This window comes from Acetobacter pasteurianus subsp. pasteurianus LMG 1262 = NBRC 106471 (genome assembly GCF_000285275.1).
GTDB classification, from domain to species: Bacteria; Pseudomonadota; Alphaproteobacteria; order Acetobacterales; family Acetobacteraceae; genus Acetobacter; species Acetobacter pasteurianus.
Genome location: NZ_CADO01000139.1, coordinates 44,754 through 59,347 on the forward strand (window position 1 = coordinate 44,754; position 14,594 = coordinate 59,347).

At 57.2% G+C, this 14,594-nt stretch carries 11 protein-coding genes; 2 read left to right on the forward strand and 9 right to left on the reverse strand.

Features of this window, described 5'->3' with window-relative positions; translation table 11 throughout:
• Positions 1–15: 15 nt before the first annotated feature.
• From APA10_RS12160 to APA10_RS12170, 3 genes are all read right to left on the reverse strand, one after another.
• A complete protein-coding gene (locus APA10_RS12160; RefSeq protein WP_003628407.1) occupies positions 16–942 on the reverse strand; it encodes an EamA family transporter in 927 nt (308 codons plus the stop codon).
• Between the two features lie 69 nt (positions 943–1,011).
• Positions 1,012–3,051, reverse strand: a complete 2,040-nt coding sequence (gene parE, locus APA10_RS12165; RefSeq protein WP_003628406.1) for a DNA topoisomerase IV subunit B — start codon at positions 3,049–3,051, stop codon at positions 1,012–1,014.
• A gap of 105 nt (positions 3,052–3,156) precedes the next feature.
• Complete coding sequence (locus APA10_RS12170; protein WP_003628405.1) at positions 3,157–3,684, reverse strand: hypothetical protein; 528 nt, start codon at positions 3,682–3,684, stop codon at positions 3,157–3,159.
• A gap of 388 nt (positions 3,685–4,072) precedes the next feature.
• Between APA10_RS12170 and APA10_RS12175 the strand changes: the two genes are divergently transcribed.
• Positions 4,073–4,600, forward strand: coding sequence for an Ig-like domain-containing protein (locus tag APA10_RS12175; protein ID WP_012812660.1), 528 nt, complete (start codon positions 4,073–4,075; stop codon positions 4,598–4,600).
• Positions 4,601–4,726: 126 nt separating this feature from the next.
• Here APA10_RS12175 and APA10_RS12180 read toward each other — a convergent pair whose 3' ends face one another.
• Positions 4,727–5,176, reverse strand: coding sequence for an RrF2 family transcriptional regulator (locus APA10_RS12180; RefSeq protein ID WP_012812661.1), 450 nt, complete (start codon positions 5,174–5,176; stop codon positions 4,727–4,729).
• Positions 5,177–5,315: 139 nt separating this feature from the next.
• On the opposite strand from APA10_RS12180, the gene cysK reads away from it, so the two are divergent.
• Positions 5,316–6,317 carry a cysteine synthase A gene (cysK, locus tag APA10_RS12185; RefSeq protein WP_173328351.1) on the forward strand — a complete coding sequence of 334 codons (1,002 nt, stop codon included), beginning with the start codon at positions 5,316–5,318 and terminating at the stop codon, positions 6,315–6,317.
• A gap of 103 nt (positions 6,318–6,420) precedes the next feature.
• Here the strand turns inward: cysK and APA10_RS12190 are convergent, their stop codons facing one another.
• From APA10_RS12190 to topA, 5 genes are all read right to left on the reverse strand, one after another.
• Positions 6,421–7,656 (reverse strand): OmpA family protein, encoded by a 1,236-nt coding sequence (locus tag APA10_RS12190; RefSeq protein WP_174714302.1) that lies wholly within the window; start codon positions 7,654–7,656, stop codon positions 6,421–6,423.
• A gap of 129 nt (positions 7,657–7,785) precedes the next feature.
• A complete protein-coding gene (locus APA10_RS12195) occupies positions 7,786–8,127 on the reverse strand; it encodes a DUF1491 family protein (RefSeq protein ID WP_003628397.1) in 342 nt (113 codons plus the stop codon).
• Positions 8,128–8,137: 10 nt separating this feature from the next.
• Complete coding sequence (locus APA10_RS12200; protein WP_196218998.1) at positions 8,138–9,796, reverse strand: S41 family peptidase; 1,659 nt, start codon at positions 9,794–9,796, stop codon at positions 8,138–8,140.
• 46 nt (positions 9,797–9,842) lie between these two features.
• Positions 9,843–11,873, reverse strand: a complete 2,031-nt coding sequence (locus APA10_RS12205; RefSeq protein ID WP_003628393.1) for an RNB domain-containing ribonuclease — start codon at positions 11,871–11,873, stop codon at positions 9,843–9,845.
• 6 nt (positions 11,874–11,879) lie between these two features.
• The gene (topA, locus tag APA10_RS12210; RefSeq protein ID WP_003628391.1) at positions 11,880–14,573 is read right to left on the reverse strand and encodes a type I DNA topoisomerase; all 2,694 of its coding nucleotides are present in this window, start codon (positions 14,571–14,573) and stop codon (positions 11,880–11,882) included.
• Positions 14,574–14,594: the final 21 nt, after the last annotated feature.

The following is a 14,594-nucleotide window of genomic DNA, read 5'->3' on the forward strand; positions in this document are numbered from 1 at the left end:
GAAAGCTAAGTTCTTCTAGTTGGGCAGTTCTGGCACATCGCGTGCTGGAGCTGCCTTTTGTTTTGATGAGCCGGGGCTGAGAATAATACCGGCCGATGCCGCCACCACGCACAAAATGCCGCAGAGCTGAAGGGGGGATGGCGTTTCGTGCAGGATAACCGCGCCAGCCACTGTGGCGCATACGGGTTCCAGACTACTCAGGATACCGATATCGCGAGCGTTCAGGTTCTGCATGGCCAGCATTTCCAGAGAATAGGGCAGAGCGGAAGAACAGAACGCCACCAATACGCCCAGCCCCAACATGGCAGGGGCAGAAAAGCCGATAATCAGGGCTGGCACAAAACAAGGCAAAAACACAACGCACGCACCACACGCCATGCCGAGTGCACAAGCATGTGCCCCCGGCACTTTGCCAGCCACGCGCTGCCCGAACAGAATATAAAGCGCCCAGCAGAGTGCAGCCAGCAATGCAAAACCTACACCAACAAGATCTGCTCCAGTGGAGGCTGAAGGATTAAGCACCAGTGCCAGCCCCAGCACAGTAAGCAGAATCCAGCCGATATCAGACAGCTTGCGAGAGCCCACAAAAGCCACAACAAGTGGGCCAATGAACTCCAATGTCACCGTTGTGCCCAGAGGTATGTGCTGGAGCGCCAGATAGAAGCAAAGGTTCATGCCTGTCATGGCTAACCCGTAAGGGATGACCAGCCGCAGAACAGGAACGGACAGAAACCTCCAGCTTCTAAAAAGCGGCACCAGCATAAAGGCTGCCAGGCAAACGCGCAGGCCAACAACCCCGGATGTGCCAAATACCGGAAAGATGGATTTGGCAACGGAAGAGCCAAACTGAATGCACACCATGCTGACCAGCAGTTGAGACAGAGCCAGCAGGCGTGTGCGAAGGGGCAGGGCAGCAGAGGCAGAAGATGGAGCCGCTGTCATGCACACCCATATGGAGGCAGATGCACAAGCCCCATGCCGCGTTGCCCATCTGCTGCGTTGGAGAGCAGGTTAAACATCCAGCAGGTCATCTACGGTGCGTGCATGTTCCTGAATAAAGGCAAAGCGCAGTTCTGGTTTACGGCCCATCAGGCTTTCTACCCGCTGGCGTGTTGAAAGCCTGTCCTCCTGCGGGGTGACCACGCGCAGCAGGGTGCGGCGCTTGGGGTCCATTGTTGTTTCTTTCAAATCCCCCGGCGGCATTTCCCCCAGCCCTTTAAAGCGGGAGACATCAATTTTGCCACGCGTCTTGAACTCGGTTTTCATTTTGCGGTCACGGTCTGCGTCATCCATGGCGTAAACCGATTTTGCGCCTTGTGTCAGGCGGTACAGCGGGGGCTGGGCCAGATATAGGTGGCCGTTACGGATAAGCTCCGGCAGTTCACGGTAAAAGAATGTCATGAGCAGCGAGGCAATGTGCGCGCCGTCCACGTCTGCGTCGGTCATGATAATCACGCGGCCGTAGCGCAGTTTGGAAAGATCGAATCTATCGCCCGATCCACAGCCCAGTGCTTCAATCAGATCACGCAGTTCCTGATTCCCGCGCAATTTTTCTGCCGTGGCGCTGGCAACGTTCAGAATTTTACCGCGCAGGGGCAAAACGGCCTGTGTTTCACGGTTACGGGCCTGTTTGGCAGACCCACCTGCCGAGTCGCCTTCCACCAGAAAAATTTCTGTGTCCGGGGCAAATTCCTTGGTGCAATCCGTCAGCTTGCCGGGCAGGCGCAGGCGGCGCGTAGCACTTTTGCGCGGTGTTTCCTTCTGCTCCTTACGGCGCAGGCGTTCTTCTGCGCGTTCTATGGCAAAGCCCAGCAGTGTATCGGCCTGTGGTGGGTTTTGTGCCAGCCAGTGGTCAAACCTGTCACGCAGAGCCGTTTCCACCAGTTTGCTGGCACCGGATGAGGTGAGTTTTTCCTTGGTCTGGCCCTGAAACTGCGGATCACGAATAAATACGGAAAGCCGCCCGGCACTCATGCCCAGCACATCTTCAGCCGTAATGGCGGAGGCTTTTTTGATGGACCGCTGGTCCCCCCAAGCACGCAGGCCTTTTACCAGTGCGTTGCGGAATCCGGTTTCATGCGTGCCGCCCTGCGGGGTGGGGATGGTGTTACAGTAAGACACCAGAGAGGCTGGGCCGTGTTCTAAAAATGCTACGGCCCATTCCACCTTGCCGTTATCTGTGCCGTCTGCTGCGGGGGGCAGAGGGGCCTCTCCAGCCCACAGAGGGGTGAGCAGCGGGGCCTTGGGGCCAAGCTCATCCGTCAGGCTGTCAGCCAGCCCACCGGGGAAGTGCAGGGTGGCTTCTGCCGGGGTTTCATCCCCCGCTTTGATTAACGCCGGATCGCAGGACCAGCGGATGGTAACGCCACGGAACAAAAACGCCTTGGAGCGGCAGAGCCGGTACAGGCGGGAAGGCACAAAAACATGCGTGCCAAAAATTTCCGGGTCCGGCTGAAAGCTGATCTGTGTGCCGCGCCGGTTGGGGGCTGCGCCCACTTTTTCCAGCTTGGTTACGGGTTTGCCGCGTTCATACACCTGTTTCCACACGGTGCGATCACGCGCAATTTCCACTTCCATACGGGTGGAAAGCGCATTCACCACAGAAGAGCCTACCCCGTGCAGGCCGCCAGAGGTGGCATAGGCCTTGCCAGAAAACTTACCGCCCGCATGCAGGGTGGTGAGAATAACTTCCAGCGCAGAACGATCGGGAAAGCGCGGGTGGGGGTCTACCGGAATACCGCGCCCGTTATCCCGAATGGTCAGGCGGTTTTCCGTATCCAGCCGCACATCAATGGTGTTGGCATGGCCTGCCACGGCTTCATCCATGGCGTTATCAAGAATTTCCGCCGCCAGATGGTGCAGCGCACTTTCATCCGTGCCGCCAATATACATGCCGGGGCGGCGGCGTACGGGTTCCAGACCCTCCAGAACCTCAATGGCGCTGGCATCATAGGCCTGTGCCGAGTCTGCCTGCGTGCCCGGCTTGGCATCGCGGGTTTTGCCGGTGGAGGATTTGCGGGCTGGTGGGGTATTGGAAAACAGATCGCTCATGCGGGAAATCTGTCCCGCTTTGGCGCTGATTCGTCAAGCGTAGTGGTGAGGGGGCGGCAAGCTTTTAACAGCTTCCTTGCCAAAGCCCCCTTACCAGCAGGCTTTTTAGGCGCGGCGTGTGGTACGGCGGCGCGTAGTGGTGTGCGTTGTGGAACGGGAAGAGGAAGGCGCTGCGCAGGTTTCAAAGGAAGCAGGCTGCGTGACGTCCTTGGCATCGGAATAGCTGGAAAGATCTTCCCCGCTTTCCAGTGCATTCACTTCATCAAACATGGCAAGGCGCTGCTGACAGAAAATAGTGCCAGACTGCAGGCCACGTTCAGACTGCACATTGGCCAGCTGCGTGATGTAATCATCATGCTCCTGCTGGGCACGGCGGCCATAGGTGGTGCGGAAGTAGCCGTTAAGGCGATCTTCTTCCCGCAGGAGGGTGGTGCGGAATTTGGCCACGAATGAGTTGTAGCGGTCCTGCGCATTGCAAGACAGCGCAGTCACCATCAGTTCGCTTTTAAGGCCCTGCACGTTAAAGGCTTCATGCGCAGGGGAGTGGCCACATTCGCTGGCGGCAAAGGAAGCCGAGCTGTGCAGAACGCCCGCGGCAAGAACCCCCGCGGCAAGGAAACGGGAAAAGGACATAGTACCTCCGACAGATGCTGGGAAGGGAATACCGCATTCACGCAAGAAAGAAACCGGTATTTTTTCATACCGTCTGCCTGCTTTGGGGGGTGCGGGTAAGCCAGCATGTTATTTTGGCGTAAAAGTTGGAAAAATAGGCGGCTCTGTTTAACAGAATATTTGCGGTTAAAAGATGTTTTCGCGCAGTTGTGTGTAAGTTGATATGCGACAAGCTGCCCAGCTGTGCTGTATGCCTCTTCCTTCCTGCAGCGGGATGTTTTAAAGGCAGATGCGAATCATGCTTTGCGGGTAAGGGGCAGGTGCCCGGTTTGGGCCTCTTTCCATTCCGCCCCGAAGCGTGCAGAAGAGATTGCAAGTTTAATTGATACAACAGAAGCGGAGCTGTCGAGTGCGCTTACGAGGAATTGCCGGTTTGGCGCTAACTGGTGGGATGCTTGCCGGCTGTGCAACAACGGGCGGCCCTATTCATGTCGGGTCCCCCAATCCCTTTGGGTACCTTAAAAAGTCTGCCGTGTGCAGCACAACGCCTATCAAGAAAGAAGCTGATGGCTCACTTTCCACCACCATGACCGTGCGGTCTGATGATGGGCTGTGCGAAGTGCTGGTAGATCAGCCCGGTGGCAAGCCGTATGCATCCTTTGGGGTTTCCCCTGCGCCAGAACACGGCAAGGCGTTCCTGTACACGCTGGATAGCGATACGCACGTAACCTATACCCCTACACTGGGCTATGCTGGGCAGGATAAGTTTACGGTTATCCTTATTCCCGGCCCCGGCCAGCAGCGCACCCGCCTGACAGTGACGGCGCAGGTGGATGCAACGGGCGTGGTTATTCCGCACGCGGCTGTAACGGCACCTGCGGCAGAAGCTCCTAAAAAGAAAGCAGTTGTGCGCAAGGCTGTTACGCGTAAGCGCTAATCTGCCCCACTGCCCAGCTTTTGGGTGATGAAATTAAAAAAAACGGTGTTCCAGAAATGGAGCACCGTTTTTTTTATGCCGTAACGCTCCGGGCAAAACCCGGCAGCGTGTGGGGCAGAATAGAAATTAAATGGAAAATGTAATGGGTTCGGCCAGCGGGCGTTTCAGCCCCGCGGATTCCGCCTGTTTGACCAGATCATCCAGCGTAGTTTTGCTCATCTGTGTAATCAGCTTCTGATCAAACTTGTCCCAACATGGGGCCAGAACTTTCTGGAACAGTGCACCCTGCGGGCCATCATTGGCATCTGCATCTGTGTTCAGCACGGCTTCAATAATATCCACCAAGGAAATATCGCGCCGGGGGCGGCCAAGCCGATAGCCCCCGCGTGGGCCACGAATGCTTTCCAGTAAACCAGAACGGGAAAGAGCCTGAAGCAATGGTTCTATACCACGCCGCGCCAGTTCGGAGCGTTCTGCAATATCAGCAGCACTTACCGTGCCGGAACGCCCGGCGTGAAACGCAACATCCAGCATAATAAGAACGGCGGTCATGGCTCTATCACGACGGAGGATCATGCAAAACAGTCCCTGTCCTGGTTGGGGGTATGGTTGATCATGTTTTATTTCCAGATCTTATGTTCAGTATAGCAGCACAGATATGGTTTATCTACGCTATAAATTCGTATTATATGGGTCTGAGATTTGTAAAACAGACATGGGAGAGCTTCTAATGGCAGCATCAACGCAGGAAAAAGAGGATTACGGCTTTGCCGCACCCAGAGGGCGGGTTTACGAGTCTGTCCTTAATCTGGTGGGGGGCACGCCGCTTGTTGCGTTGCCACGGCTGACACAGGAAGATGAACTAAAAGCCCGCGTACTGCTGAAGCTGGAGTTTTTTAACCCGCTTGGTTCTGTAAAAGACAGAATTGGCACCGCCATGGTGCTGGATGCTGAACGCAAGGGCCTGATCACACCGGGCCGCACTCTGCTGGTAGAACCTACATCCGGCAATACGGGCATTTCTCTGGCGTTTGTGGCGGCCGCACGGGGCTACCGGTTGATTGTAACCATGCCAGAGGGAGCCTCTATTGAGCGGCGCCGTATGCTGCGCCTGATGGACGCACAGGTGGAACTCACCCCCTCGCGTTTGGGTATGGCAGGGGCCATTGCCCGTGCGAACGAAATTTTAAACGAAACCCCAGATGCATGGATGCCAGATCAGTTTGATAATCCGGCAAACCCCGCAGTGCATGCCGCCACCACGGCAGAAGAAATCTGGGTGGATACGGATGGCAAGGTGGATGTGGTTGTGGCTGGTGTTGGCACTGGCGGCACGGCCACAGGTATTGCAGAAGCCCTAAAGCCCCGCCGCAATACTCTACAGGTTTTTGGTGTGGAACCAGCAGAAAGTGCGATTCTGAATGGTGATGAACCCGGCCCCCACGGAATTCAGGGTATTGGCCCCGGTTTTTGCCCCGCTACACTGAATACAAAGCTGCTGGATGGTGTCATTACCGTTTCAGAGCGTGAGGCCATTGCGGCGGCGCGCCGTTGTGCGCGTCTGGATGGTATTCCGGTAGGTATTTCTTCCGGCGCATCCTTGCATGCTGCACTGCAACTGGCCGGACAGGATGAATACAAGGGCAAGACCATTGTAGCCATTGCGCCTTCCTTTGCTGAACGTTACCTGTCCACTCCTCTGTTTACCGGTCTGTAAGGCCGGTTTTCAGTCATCAGGTTTGGCCTGTTGGCCACAAAAAAGCCCGTTTGGCCATGTGGCCAACGGGCTTTTTTTGAAGCTGTAAAGCTAAAGCAACTTTTTAGCGGAAAATAATTTCCACGCGCCGGTTCTGGGCTTCCTTGGTGTTGGGGCCTGTTGTGACCAGCGGATGTGTTTCACCATATCCGTGAATATCAATGGTGGTGCCCGGCACGCCATCACGCATCAGCTCGGCTTTCACCACTTCTGCACGGCGGAGGGAAAGCCGCATGTTGTATTCTTCACCCGCTTTCTGGCCCGGGTGGGCGGAGGAGTTATCCGTATAGCCAGAAACCGTAATGCGGGTGAGCGCCACATGGGCTGCTGCCTGTGCGGCTACGCCAACAATGGAACGCGCCCGATCTGTCAGGTCGGATTTATCCCAATCAAAGAACACTAGGTAGCTGCGGGCGGCTGCCGGGGCAGGTGCTGCCACAATAGGTGCTGGCGGTGGGGGCGGCGGGGCCGGATTGAATTCATACCGCAGCCCCAGCATGAGGGTGTGGTTGAAATCGGTTTTGGTATCGTGGTGGCCGCTGGAGAACTGATACGAGTGTGTCTGGTTGATGCTGTTGATGGTGCCGCCAATGGTACCCCATGACGTAGCGCCATGAGACTGCGGGCCAAGCATGGTCCAGAACCGATATTCCGCTGTGGCGGAAAGCCCTACAACCCAAGGAATGGGGAAGGCGAGGCCAAAAATGCCCTGATAGGCAAAGTTGCCAAACGTGCCGCCCATTTTTTCTGCAAGCTGGTTGCCCGGTGCGGTTATGGATGTGCGCATGGCTGTCCAGCCATAGCCAATGCCAGCCCCAAAATACGGGAACAGCCACGGTTTTCCAACATCCAGATCAAACAGCGCATTGGCCATAACGCCATAGGTCTGGCGGCGGCCATCTGCACGGCTGTTGAAGGTGTTGGTCACAAACCGCTGGTAACCCATGCTGCGGTAATCGCCTTCAACTTCCACACGGAAGCCGTTGCCCAAACCCCAACCGATGGAGCCAATACCCGCAGCGCCCGTGCGCCAGCGGTCTCGCCCATCAGGAAACTGGGCGGACGTACGTACGCGCTGATCCTGGTTAAAGGTGGCACCGCCTTCACCCGCAATATAAAGCCCCTGCACAGGCTGGGCTTTTGCGGTTACGGCAGCACACAACAGAAGCCCCGCGGCCAGCGGCGCAGAAAGCAGCGTTTGCGCAAGCAATTTCTGGCGCGGCTTCATGGTCTTCTCCCTGCTATGGCAGTAGTCGCGCGATACGTCCGGCATCGCATCTAATAGTACGAAGGCACACATGCTTGCCTTCTTTGCTGTAAAGTTGCCCGCTGTGCAACAGGTAGAACGGCCAGTTGACACAAACAGACAGGATTTATGTGTAATAAATGCCGCAGGCGTGTGCGATAAGCCACAATTAAGGAAATTGTATCAGAGCAGTATTGCTTCAAACGAAGGGCTGAAGCTGTCCGATTCAATTTCCAGAACCCATAAGTCGGGGTCAAACTTAACCTGACGTTCTATAAACTTCTGAATCTGTTCCGCATCAACAGGCGTATTACCTGTGGCACGCAGCCATGCGGGTTCACCTTCTGGTGTACGGGTCTGGCTTAAAACCACGCCAGAACCGTTGCGCGCCGCCAACACTACCAGAATCCCCCCTGCGTCCGGGTCTCCCTTGCGCAACAGCATGGCGGAGCTGCCATCCTGCCCACTTTGGCGGAGTATGGCGCGGGCCATGATATCGGTTTTAAGGCGGGGTGGGGGTGTCATGTATCCTGCCTTACGGGGCTGCGGAAATCTGGGGGGCCGTTACGGCATCATCCGGAATGGCGTTGATGGCCGTTTTATACCATTCCGGATTCTCCAGCACGTTACGGGCCACGTTCACATCCCGGTCAGTGCCCAGAGCGGCCGGGCAGGTTTTGCGGATGGCCATGATCTGTGAAACGGGAATCGGAAAGCGCGCGTTGCGAGATGCCGTAATGGCAGCCTGATTGGCTACTTGCCCTTCTGCCAGATCGTGCAGGTTTTTTTCTACATCTGCGGCACCAAGGCTGGTGCAAACCTGTGGCATCACGCCAAGGCCCTGCAACGGCCAGCGCAATGGGGCTATCACGCGGCTCCATGTCACAAACAGCTCACCTTCATCGGGCAACTGGGCCACGGTTTGCACCAAGCCTTTGCCCAATGTAGCGCTGCCAATCACCACAGCGCGGCGATGGTCCGCCAAGGCTGCGGCCAGAATTTCTGCCGCACTTGCAGTACGCCCATCTACCAGAATGGCAATGGGCAGGCCGTTTGTCATATCTCCACCCTGCACGGCCCAGATATGGTTGGCCTGAGAATCCCGCCCGCTGGTTACGGCTGCCACGCCTCTATCAAGCAGCAGGGCGGCAGCGGGTACGGCTTGTTGCAACACGCCGCCACGGTTGCCGCGCAAATCTATAATCAGACCTTTTAGGTGCGTATCCTGCACGGCCTGATCCAGATATTGGCTCATTTCCTCCGCAGTGTCGGCGGAAAAGGCTGTCACGCGCAGCACCACAATGGAACCACTGGCAAAAGCAAATACGGTTTCAGGCGGTGTTTTGGCGCGGCGGAGGGTTACAGTGCGCGCACGGCGCTGGCCGGGTGTGAGCAGGCGCAGCACCACAGGGGTATCTTCTTCCCCCCGCAACCAGTCCATAACCATTTCTGGCGTTTTGCCTGCCGTTAAGCGGTTGTTGACGGAAAGCAGCCGGTCACCCGTATCTACGGCGGCTGTCCATGCCGGGCCGTTGGCATTTATGGCGGAGATAACAAGGTAGCGGCCACTCTGCCCAAGGCTGACACCAATATCTGCTTCCCCCCCCACACGTGCCGCCCGGTCCGAGGTGGCGGAACTGGGGCCAATGTAGCGGGAGTAGGGGTCTAGGTGGTTAAACAGCTCATCAAAAAAGGCCTGCACCAGTTCTTCACGGCTGGTTGTGCGCACGGCAAGGGAATGTGCGCGTGCAGTATCCAGAAAATCCACGGCAATTTGTGCCCAATCATCCGCTGAGCCATCTGTGGGGGCCGGGCGGGAGAGCAGACTGGTCTGTCCAGAAAGAAGCTGGATATTGGCGCCGCGGGAATCGAAGGACAGTGAAGGATCAAGCGCTGAAAGGCTTGCCAGCCCCCAAAGCGTAAAATCCCGATAGCTGTGAGCTTCCAGCGTGCGCGGCTGCAAAAACTGGAGCGCGGTGCTGATAACGGATTTCACCATCAGCATATCTGGCACGGGGGCCTTGTCTGGCACAGCAGCGGAAGCAGGCTGTTGCTCAGTCGCAGGAGAAGATGCAGATGCGGCAGCCTGTGTTGTGGAGGCAGAACCCGGAGCACTTTCTGGTGGCGGTGTATCGGCTTTGCTTTGGGCGTGCAGGGGCGCAGGCTGGCAAAAAAGCAACACAGCCAGCACCATGCCCGGCAAGGCACGCGGCAGACCACGCACAAACCAGATGGCGGTATCAGTGCTCATATACGGCATCAGTCAGCATCAGCGTACCTCGTGCCGGGCAGGTGCCCGCCAAGGTAACTGAAAGCACAGCCCCACTTTGCACGTGGGGGTGATGTGCCGAGGCATGGGTGTGCTGCGAGTCGTCATTCATCCCTGTGCGATCCGGAAAAGCTGACCATGCAAGGAAAGACGGAGTTCCGGTTTTCGTCAATCTCACCCGCAAGCCATGCCGTGTTGCTGTCATGACATGGGCAGACATTCTCTGGCCAATAAACGGGGCAAGAAAGATGGCAGCCAGCCGGTTCAGACTATCCTGGATGATGGTAGCTGCCCGGCGTTCTGTAAAGTTTAGCTGTGATGCCAAAGCCACATCTGGTGTGTGGGCAGATGTCTCGGCCTGCGCAGAGGAGTCGTTTGCTTGGGTTAGGATGCGGTGTGCCAGCAGGTCTGCATATCGGCGGATGGGGCTGGTAAAATGCGTGTAATGGCCCAGCCGTAGGCCATAATGGGGCGCTGCACGGGTGCTATAGCGCGCCATGGGGCGTGGGCTATCTGGGCTGGGCTGCGCATGGGTGCGGAATAGTGCTGGCAATGCCTGCGCTTGCAATTTTTCCGCCGCGATCTGATTAGCCAGAATCATGCACGCCGCCACCATATAATGTGCTTCCTGAGTGTTACGCGGCATAAAGGCACAGGGTTGCCCGTTGGCATCAAACTGTACGCTCCAACCCGTTTCTTCCCGTTCCATCACACCGCGCTGTGTGGCGGCCTGCCGAATAATAGCCCCCACCTTGCGCAATGTAGGAAGCAGGGCAGGCGGCAACAGGGCTGCAGGATGTTCGGGCGGCAAGGTGGGTTGGTGAGTTGGAGCATCAAATACGTGCTGCACCGTCTCATATGTCAGCCGGGCCGTGCTTTGCATGATCCCGCGGCTGATTTGGGCAGAAACCACATGCCCTTGCGGGGTGATGTGCATATCAGCAAACAGGCAGAGCCGATCCTGCCCCGGCAGCAGTGAACACGCCTGCGCAGAAAGGGACAGAGGCAGCATGGGCACTACTTTGTCTGGCAAATAAATGGAATTGCCCCGTTCTCGCGCTTCCTCATCCAGCGCGGAGCCGCGCTTTACCCAATGCGCCACATCGGCAATGGCCACGATAAGATGAAAGCCATCGGCTGTTTGCTCGGCCCAGAGCGCATCATCAAAATCATGTGCTGAGGCATCATCAATGGTGATGAGTGGCAGGTGGCGTAAATCTGTGCGGCCAGAAGGTGCTGGTGCGCCCTGTAAGGCGGCACTTTGCTGTGCGATTTGCCGGGCTTCGGCCTCGGCCTGTTCTGAAAATGCGGTGGGTGGATGATGGATCAGCAGGCTAAGGCGTGAGGGCATGTCTGCATCATCAGCGCACCCCAAAACGCTATGCACACGCCCCGCATAAGTGCCATCGGGCAGAGCATGAGGCGTTGCCAACCCAATCTGTCCTAGCGTGAGCGGGAGAGAACTGGCGTTTTCTTCTGGCGTAAGCGGCAGGTTTAGCCGGGCATCACATGGCAGCAGTAGATGTTCTGGCGTGCGTGCAGGGGTAACGGGCAGGTTGTTATCAAGCCGGGTCAGCAGCCGCAGGCCACGTGCCTCGCGCTTTTGGGTGCCGGTTGCCGGGCGCAGGCGCACCAGCACGATATCGCCGGGAAAGAGATACGGCGTATCCGGCGGCTTTATCAGCAATACAACGGGGCGGGAGAGAGCATCATCAGCCAAAAAGCCAGCCGCGTTGCCATCATCCCGAATATAGGAAACCCGCATAAGGGCTACATCTGGCAGGCCGATGGATGCCTTGAGTGTTCCGGGAGCAAGGTCGAGCAACTCCCCCGCAACAGCCATATCGTGCAGCAGGGTGCGTATGGCGGCCTTTTGCCGCATGGGAAGCTGGAAATTGCGTAGAATGTCCGTGAGCCCAGTGGCGGCTCCGGCGCGGCTTTCAAGAAAAGCCCGTAGCTCCTGCACAGATGGCAGGGCAGAAGCGTACGGGCTTGCCGACATGACAGATTACTCGGTCTCGGCTTTTTTCTTGCGTGTTGTGGTGGTGGCCTTCTTTTTAGCGGGCGCCTTTTTCTTGGGAGCCGCTTTTTCCGCACCCTCTGCATCAGCCTTGGCTGTGCTTTTGGTTGCGGTTTTCTTTTTGGCCGCCGTTTTGGTGGTGGTGGCTTTCTTTTTGGCGCCAGCCTTGGCTTTTAGGGGTTTGCCCTTATCTGCCAGCAAAGCCACGGCCTCATCCAGCGTTACGGCATCCATATCCGTACCGCGTGGCAGGGTGGCCACCATCTGGCCATGCTGCACATACGGGCCAAAGCGGCCCTTGCGCACCATAACCGGTTCACCATCCTTGGGGTGCACGCCCAGATTGCGGATGGAAGCCAGCTTTTTAGCCAACGCATCCACAGCACGGTTGAGGCCGATGGTCAGAACATCATCGTCCTTGTCCAGCGAACCATACACAGCACCCATTTTTACAAACGGGCCAAAGCGCCCAAGCCCGGCCTGAATGGGCTCACCCGTTTCTGGGTGAATACCAACAAGGCGTGGCAGGGAGAGCAGGCCAAGGGCCTGATCCAGCGTAATGCTTTCCCCATTGATGTTTTTGGGTAGGGAGGCGCGTTTGGGCTTGGCTTTTTTGTCTTCCGGGTTGGGTTCACCCTGCTGCACATATAGGCCCCACGGGCCTTGGCGCACGGTAATATCCTCACCCGTTTCCGGGTTCTGGCCCAAAAGGCGCATGCCGTCTTTAAGGGCTGCATCATCACCTTCTTCCGCGCTGTCAGACGTTAAGCGGCGGGTGTACTGGCATTCCGGGTAGTTGGAGCAGCCAATAAATGCGCCATAACGGCCCAGCTTCAGCCCAAGGCGGCCTGTGCCGCAGGAGGGGCAAACCCGAGGGTCTGATCCATCAGCCCGTTCGGGGAAGAAGAATGGCCCCAGATCCTTATCGAGTGCATTGAGCACATCGGTAATGGTGAGTTCCTTGGTGCCGGATACGGCCTTGGAAAAATCGTTCCAGAATGCGGCCAGAACCTGCTTCCACTGCGCACGACCGCCGGAAATATCATCCAGCAGTTCTTCAAGGCTGGCGGTAAAGCCCGTATCCACATACCGCTCAAAGAACGAGACAAGGAAGGCCGTGACCAGCCGCCCGCGTGCTTCGGGAATAAAGCGGCGGTTTTCTAGCCGCACATAGCTGCGATCCTGCAACACGGTTAGAATGGAAGCGTAGGTAGAGGGGCGACCAATGCCCAGTTCTTCCATTTTTTTCACCAGCGATGCTTCGGAATAACGCGGCGGCGGCTGGGTGAAGTGCTGTTCGGCATCCACCTTTTCGCGCTTGAGCGGATCTTTTTCCTGCATGCTTGGCAGCATGCGGGCATCATCATCCGCTGCTTTTTCCGTATCATCGCGCCCTTCACGGTAGAGCTTGAGAAAGCCCTCAAACGTGATGATGGAGCCATTGGCACGCAGCACGGTCTGGCCGGAGGGGCCTGCAATATCTACCGCTACCTGATCCAGCGATGCGGATTCCATCTGGCTGGCAACAGCACGCTTCCATACCAGTTCGTACAACCGGCGCTGGTCATTATTCAGGAACCGGGCAACGGATTCGGGCGTGCGGGACACATCGGTGGGGCGCACGGCCTCATGCGCTTCCTGCGCGTTCTTGACCTTGGAGGTATAGATACGCGGCTTGGCAGGCACGTATTCCGTGCCAATTTTCTGGCCGATATGCTGGCGAATGGCGTTGACGGCTTCCTGCGCCATCGTCACGCCATCGGTACGCATATAGGTGATCAAACCTACGGTTTCACCACCCAGATCCATCCCTTCATAAAGCTGCTGGGCGGTGCGCATGGTGGTTTGCGCGCTCATGCCCAACTTGCGGGAGGCTTCCTGCTGCAAGGTGGAGGTGGTGAACGGCGGTTGCGGGTTACGGCGAACCTTGCGGCGTTCGATAGATTTTACAGCAAGGTTTTCAGCTTCCACCGCCTTTTTGGCGGCCTCGGCCAGTTCCGCATTGTGCAGATCAAACTGATCCAGCTTTTTGCCGTTCAGATGAGTCAGCCGTGCGGTAAAGGCGGCACCTGCGGGGGTGAGCAGCGATGCAATAACGCTCCAGTATTCCCGCGGTTTGAAAACCTCAATCTCGGCTTCGCGCTCACAAATCAGGCGCAGCGCCACAGATTGCACACGTCCCGCACTGCGAGACCCCGGCAGCTTGCGCCACAACACGGGGGAAAGCGTAAAGCCCACCAGATAATCCAGCGCCCGGCGGGCCAGATAGGCCTCAATCAGCGGGAAATCCAGATCCCGCGGGTGCTCCATGGCGTAGCGGATGGCGGATTTGGTAATTTCGTTAAACGTAACGCGCTGAACATCCACCCCTTTCAGGGCTTTACGTTCTTCCAGCATGGCGCGCACATGCCACGAAATGGCTTCACCCTCACGGTCCGGGTCAGTGGCCAGATACAGTCGGTGGGCACCCTTAAGCGCTTTGGCAATGGCGGCAACCTGCTTCATGCCCCGTTCATCAGACTGCCACTTCATGGCAAAGTCTTCATCCGGCAGCACGGAGCCATCCTTGGGTGGCAGATCGCGCACATGCCCGAAGGAGGCCAGCACCGTGTAGCCATCACCCAGATATTTGTTGATCGTTTTTGCCTTTGCGGGCGATTCGACCACAACAACGTCAGTCATACTCTCTCCGACCTGCCTGCA

What these genes read in the sequence shown, in the direction of transcription:
- topA (WP_003628391.1), bottom strand. Translation starts at nt 14,573, where the DNA reads ATGACTGACGTTGTTGTGGTCGAATCGCCCGCAAAGGCAAAAACGATC.
- parE (WP_003628406.1), bottom strand. Translation starts at nt 3,051, where the DNA reads ATGAGCGATCTGTTTTCCAATACCCCACCAGCCCGCAAATCCTCCACC.
- APA10_RS12160 (WP_003628407.1), bottom strand. Translation starts at nt 942, where the DNA reads ATGACAGCGGCTCCATCTTCTGCCTCTGCTGCCCTGCCCCTTCGCACA.
- APA10_RS12170 (WP_003628405.1), bottom strand. Translation starts at nt 3,684, where the DNA reads ATGTCCTTTTCCCGTTTCCTTGCCGCGGGGGTTCTTGCCGCGGGCGTT.
- APA10_RS12195 (WP_003628397.1), bottom strand. Translation starts at nt 8,127, where the DNA reads ATGACACCCCCACCCCGCCTTAAAACCGATATCATGGCCCGCGCCATA.
- APA10_RS12200 (WP_196218998.1), bottom strand. Translation starts at nt 9,796, where the DNA reads ATGGTGCTGGCTGTGTTGCTTTTTTGCCAGCCTGCGCCCCTGCACGCC.
- cysK (WP_173328351.1), top strand. Translation starts at nt 5,316, where the DNA reads ATGGGAGAGCTTCTAATGGCAGCATCAACGCAGGAAAAAGAGGATTAC.
- APA10_RS12190 (WP_174714302.1), bottom strand. Translation starts at nt 7,656, where the DNA reads ATGTGTGCCTTCGTACTATTAGATGCGATGCCGGACGTATCGCGCGAC.
- APA10_RS12180 (WP_012812661.1), bottom strand. Translation starts at nt 5,176, where the DNA reads ATGATCCTCCGTCGTGATAGAGCCATGACCGCCGTTCTTATTATGCTG.
- APA10_RS12205 (WP_003628393.1), bottom strand. Translation starts at nt 11,873, where the DNA reads ATGTCGGCAAGCCCGTACGCTTCTGCCCTGCCATCTGTGCAGGAGCTA.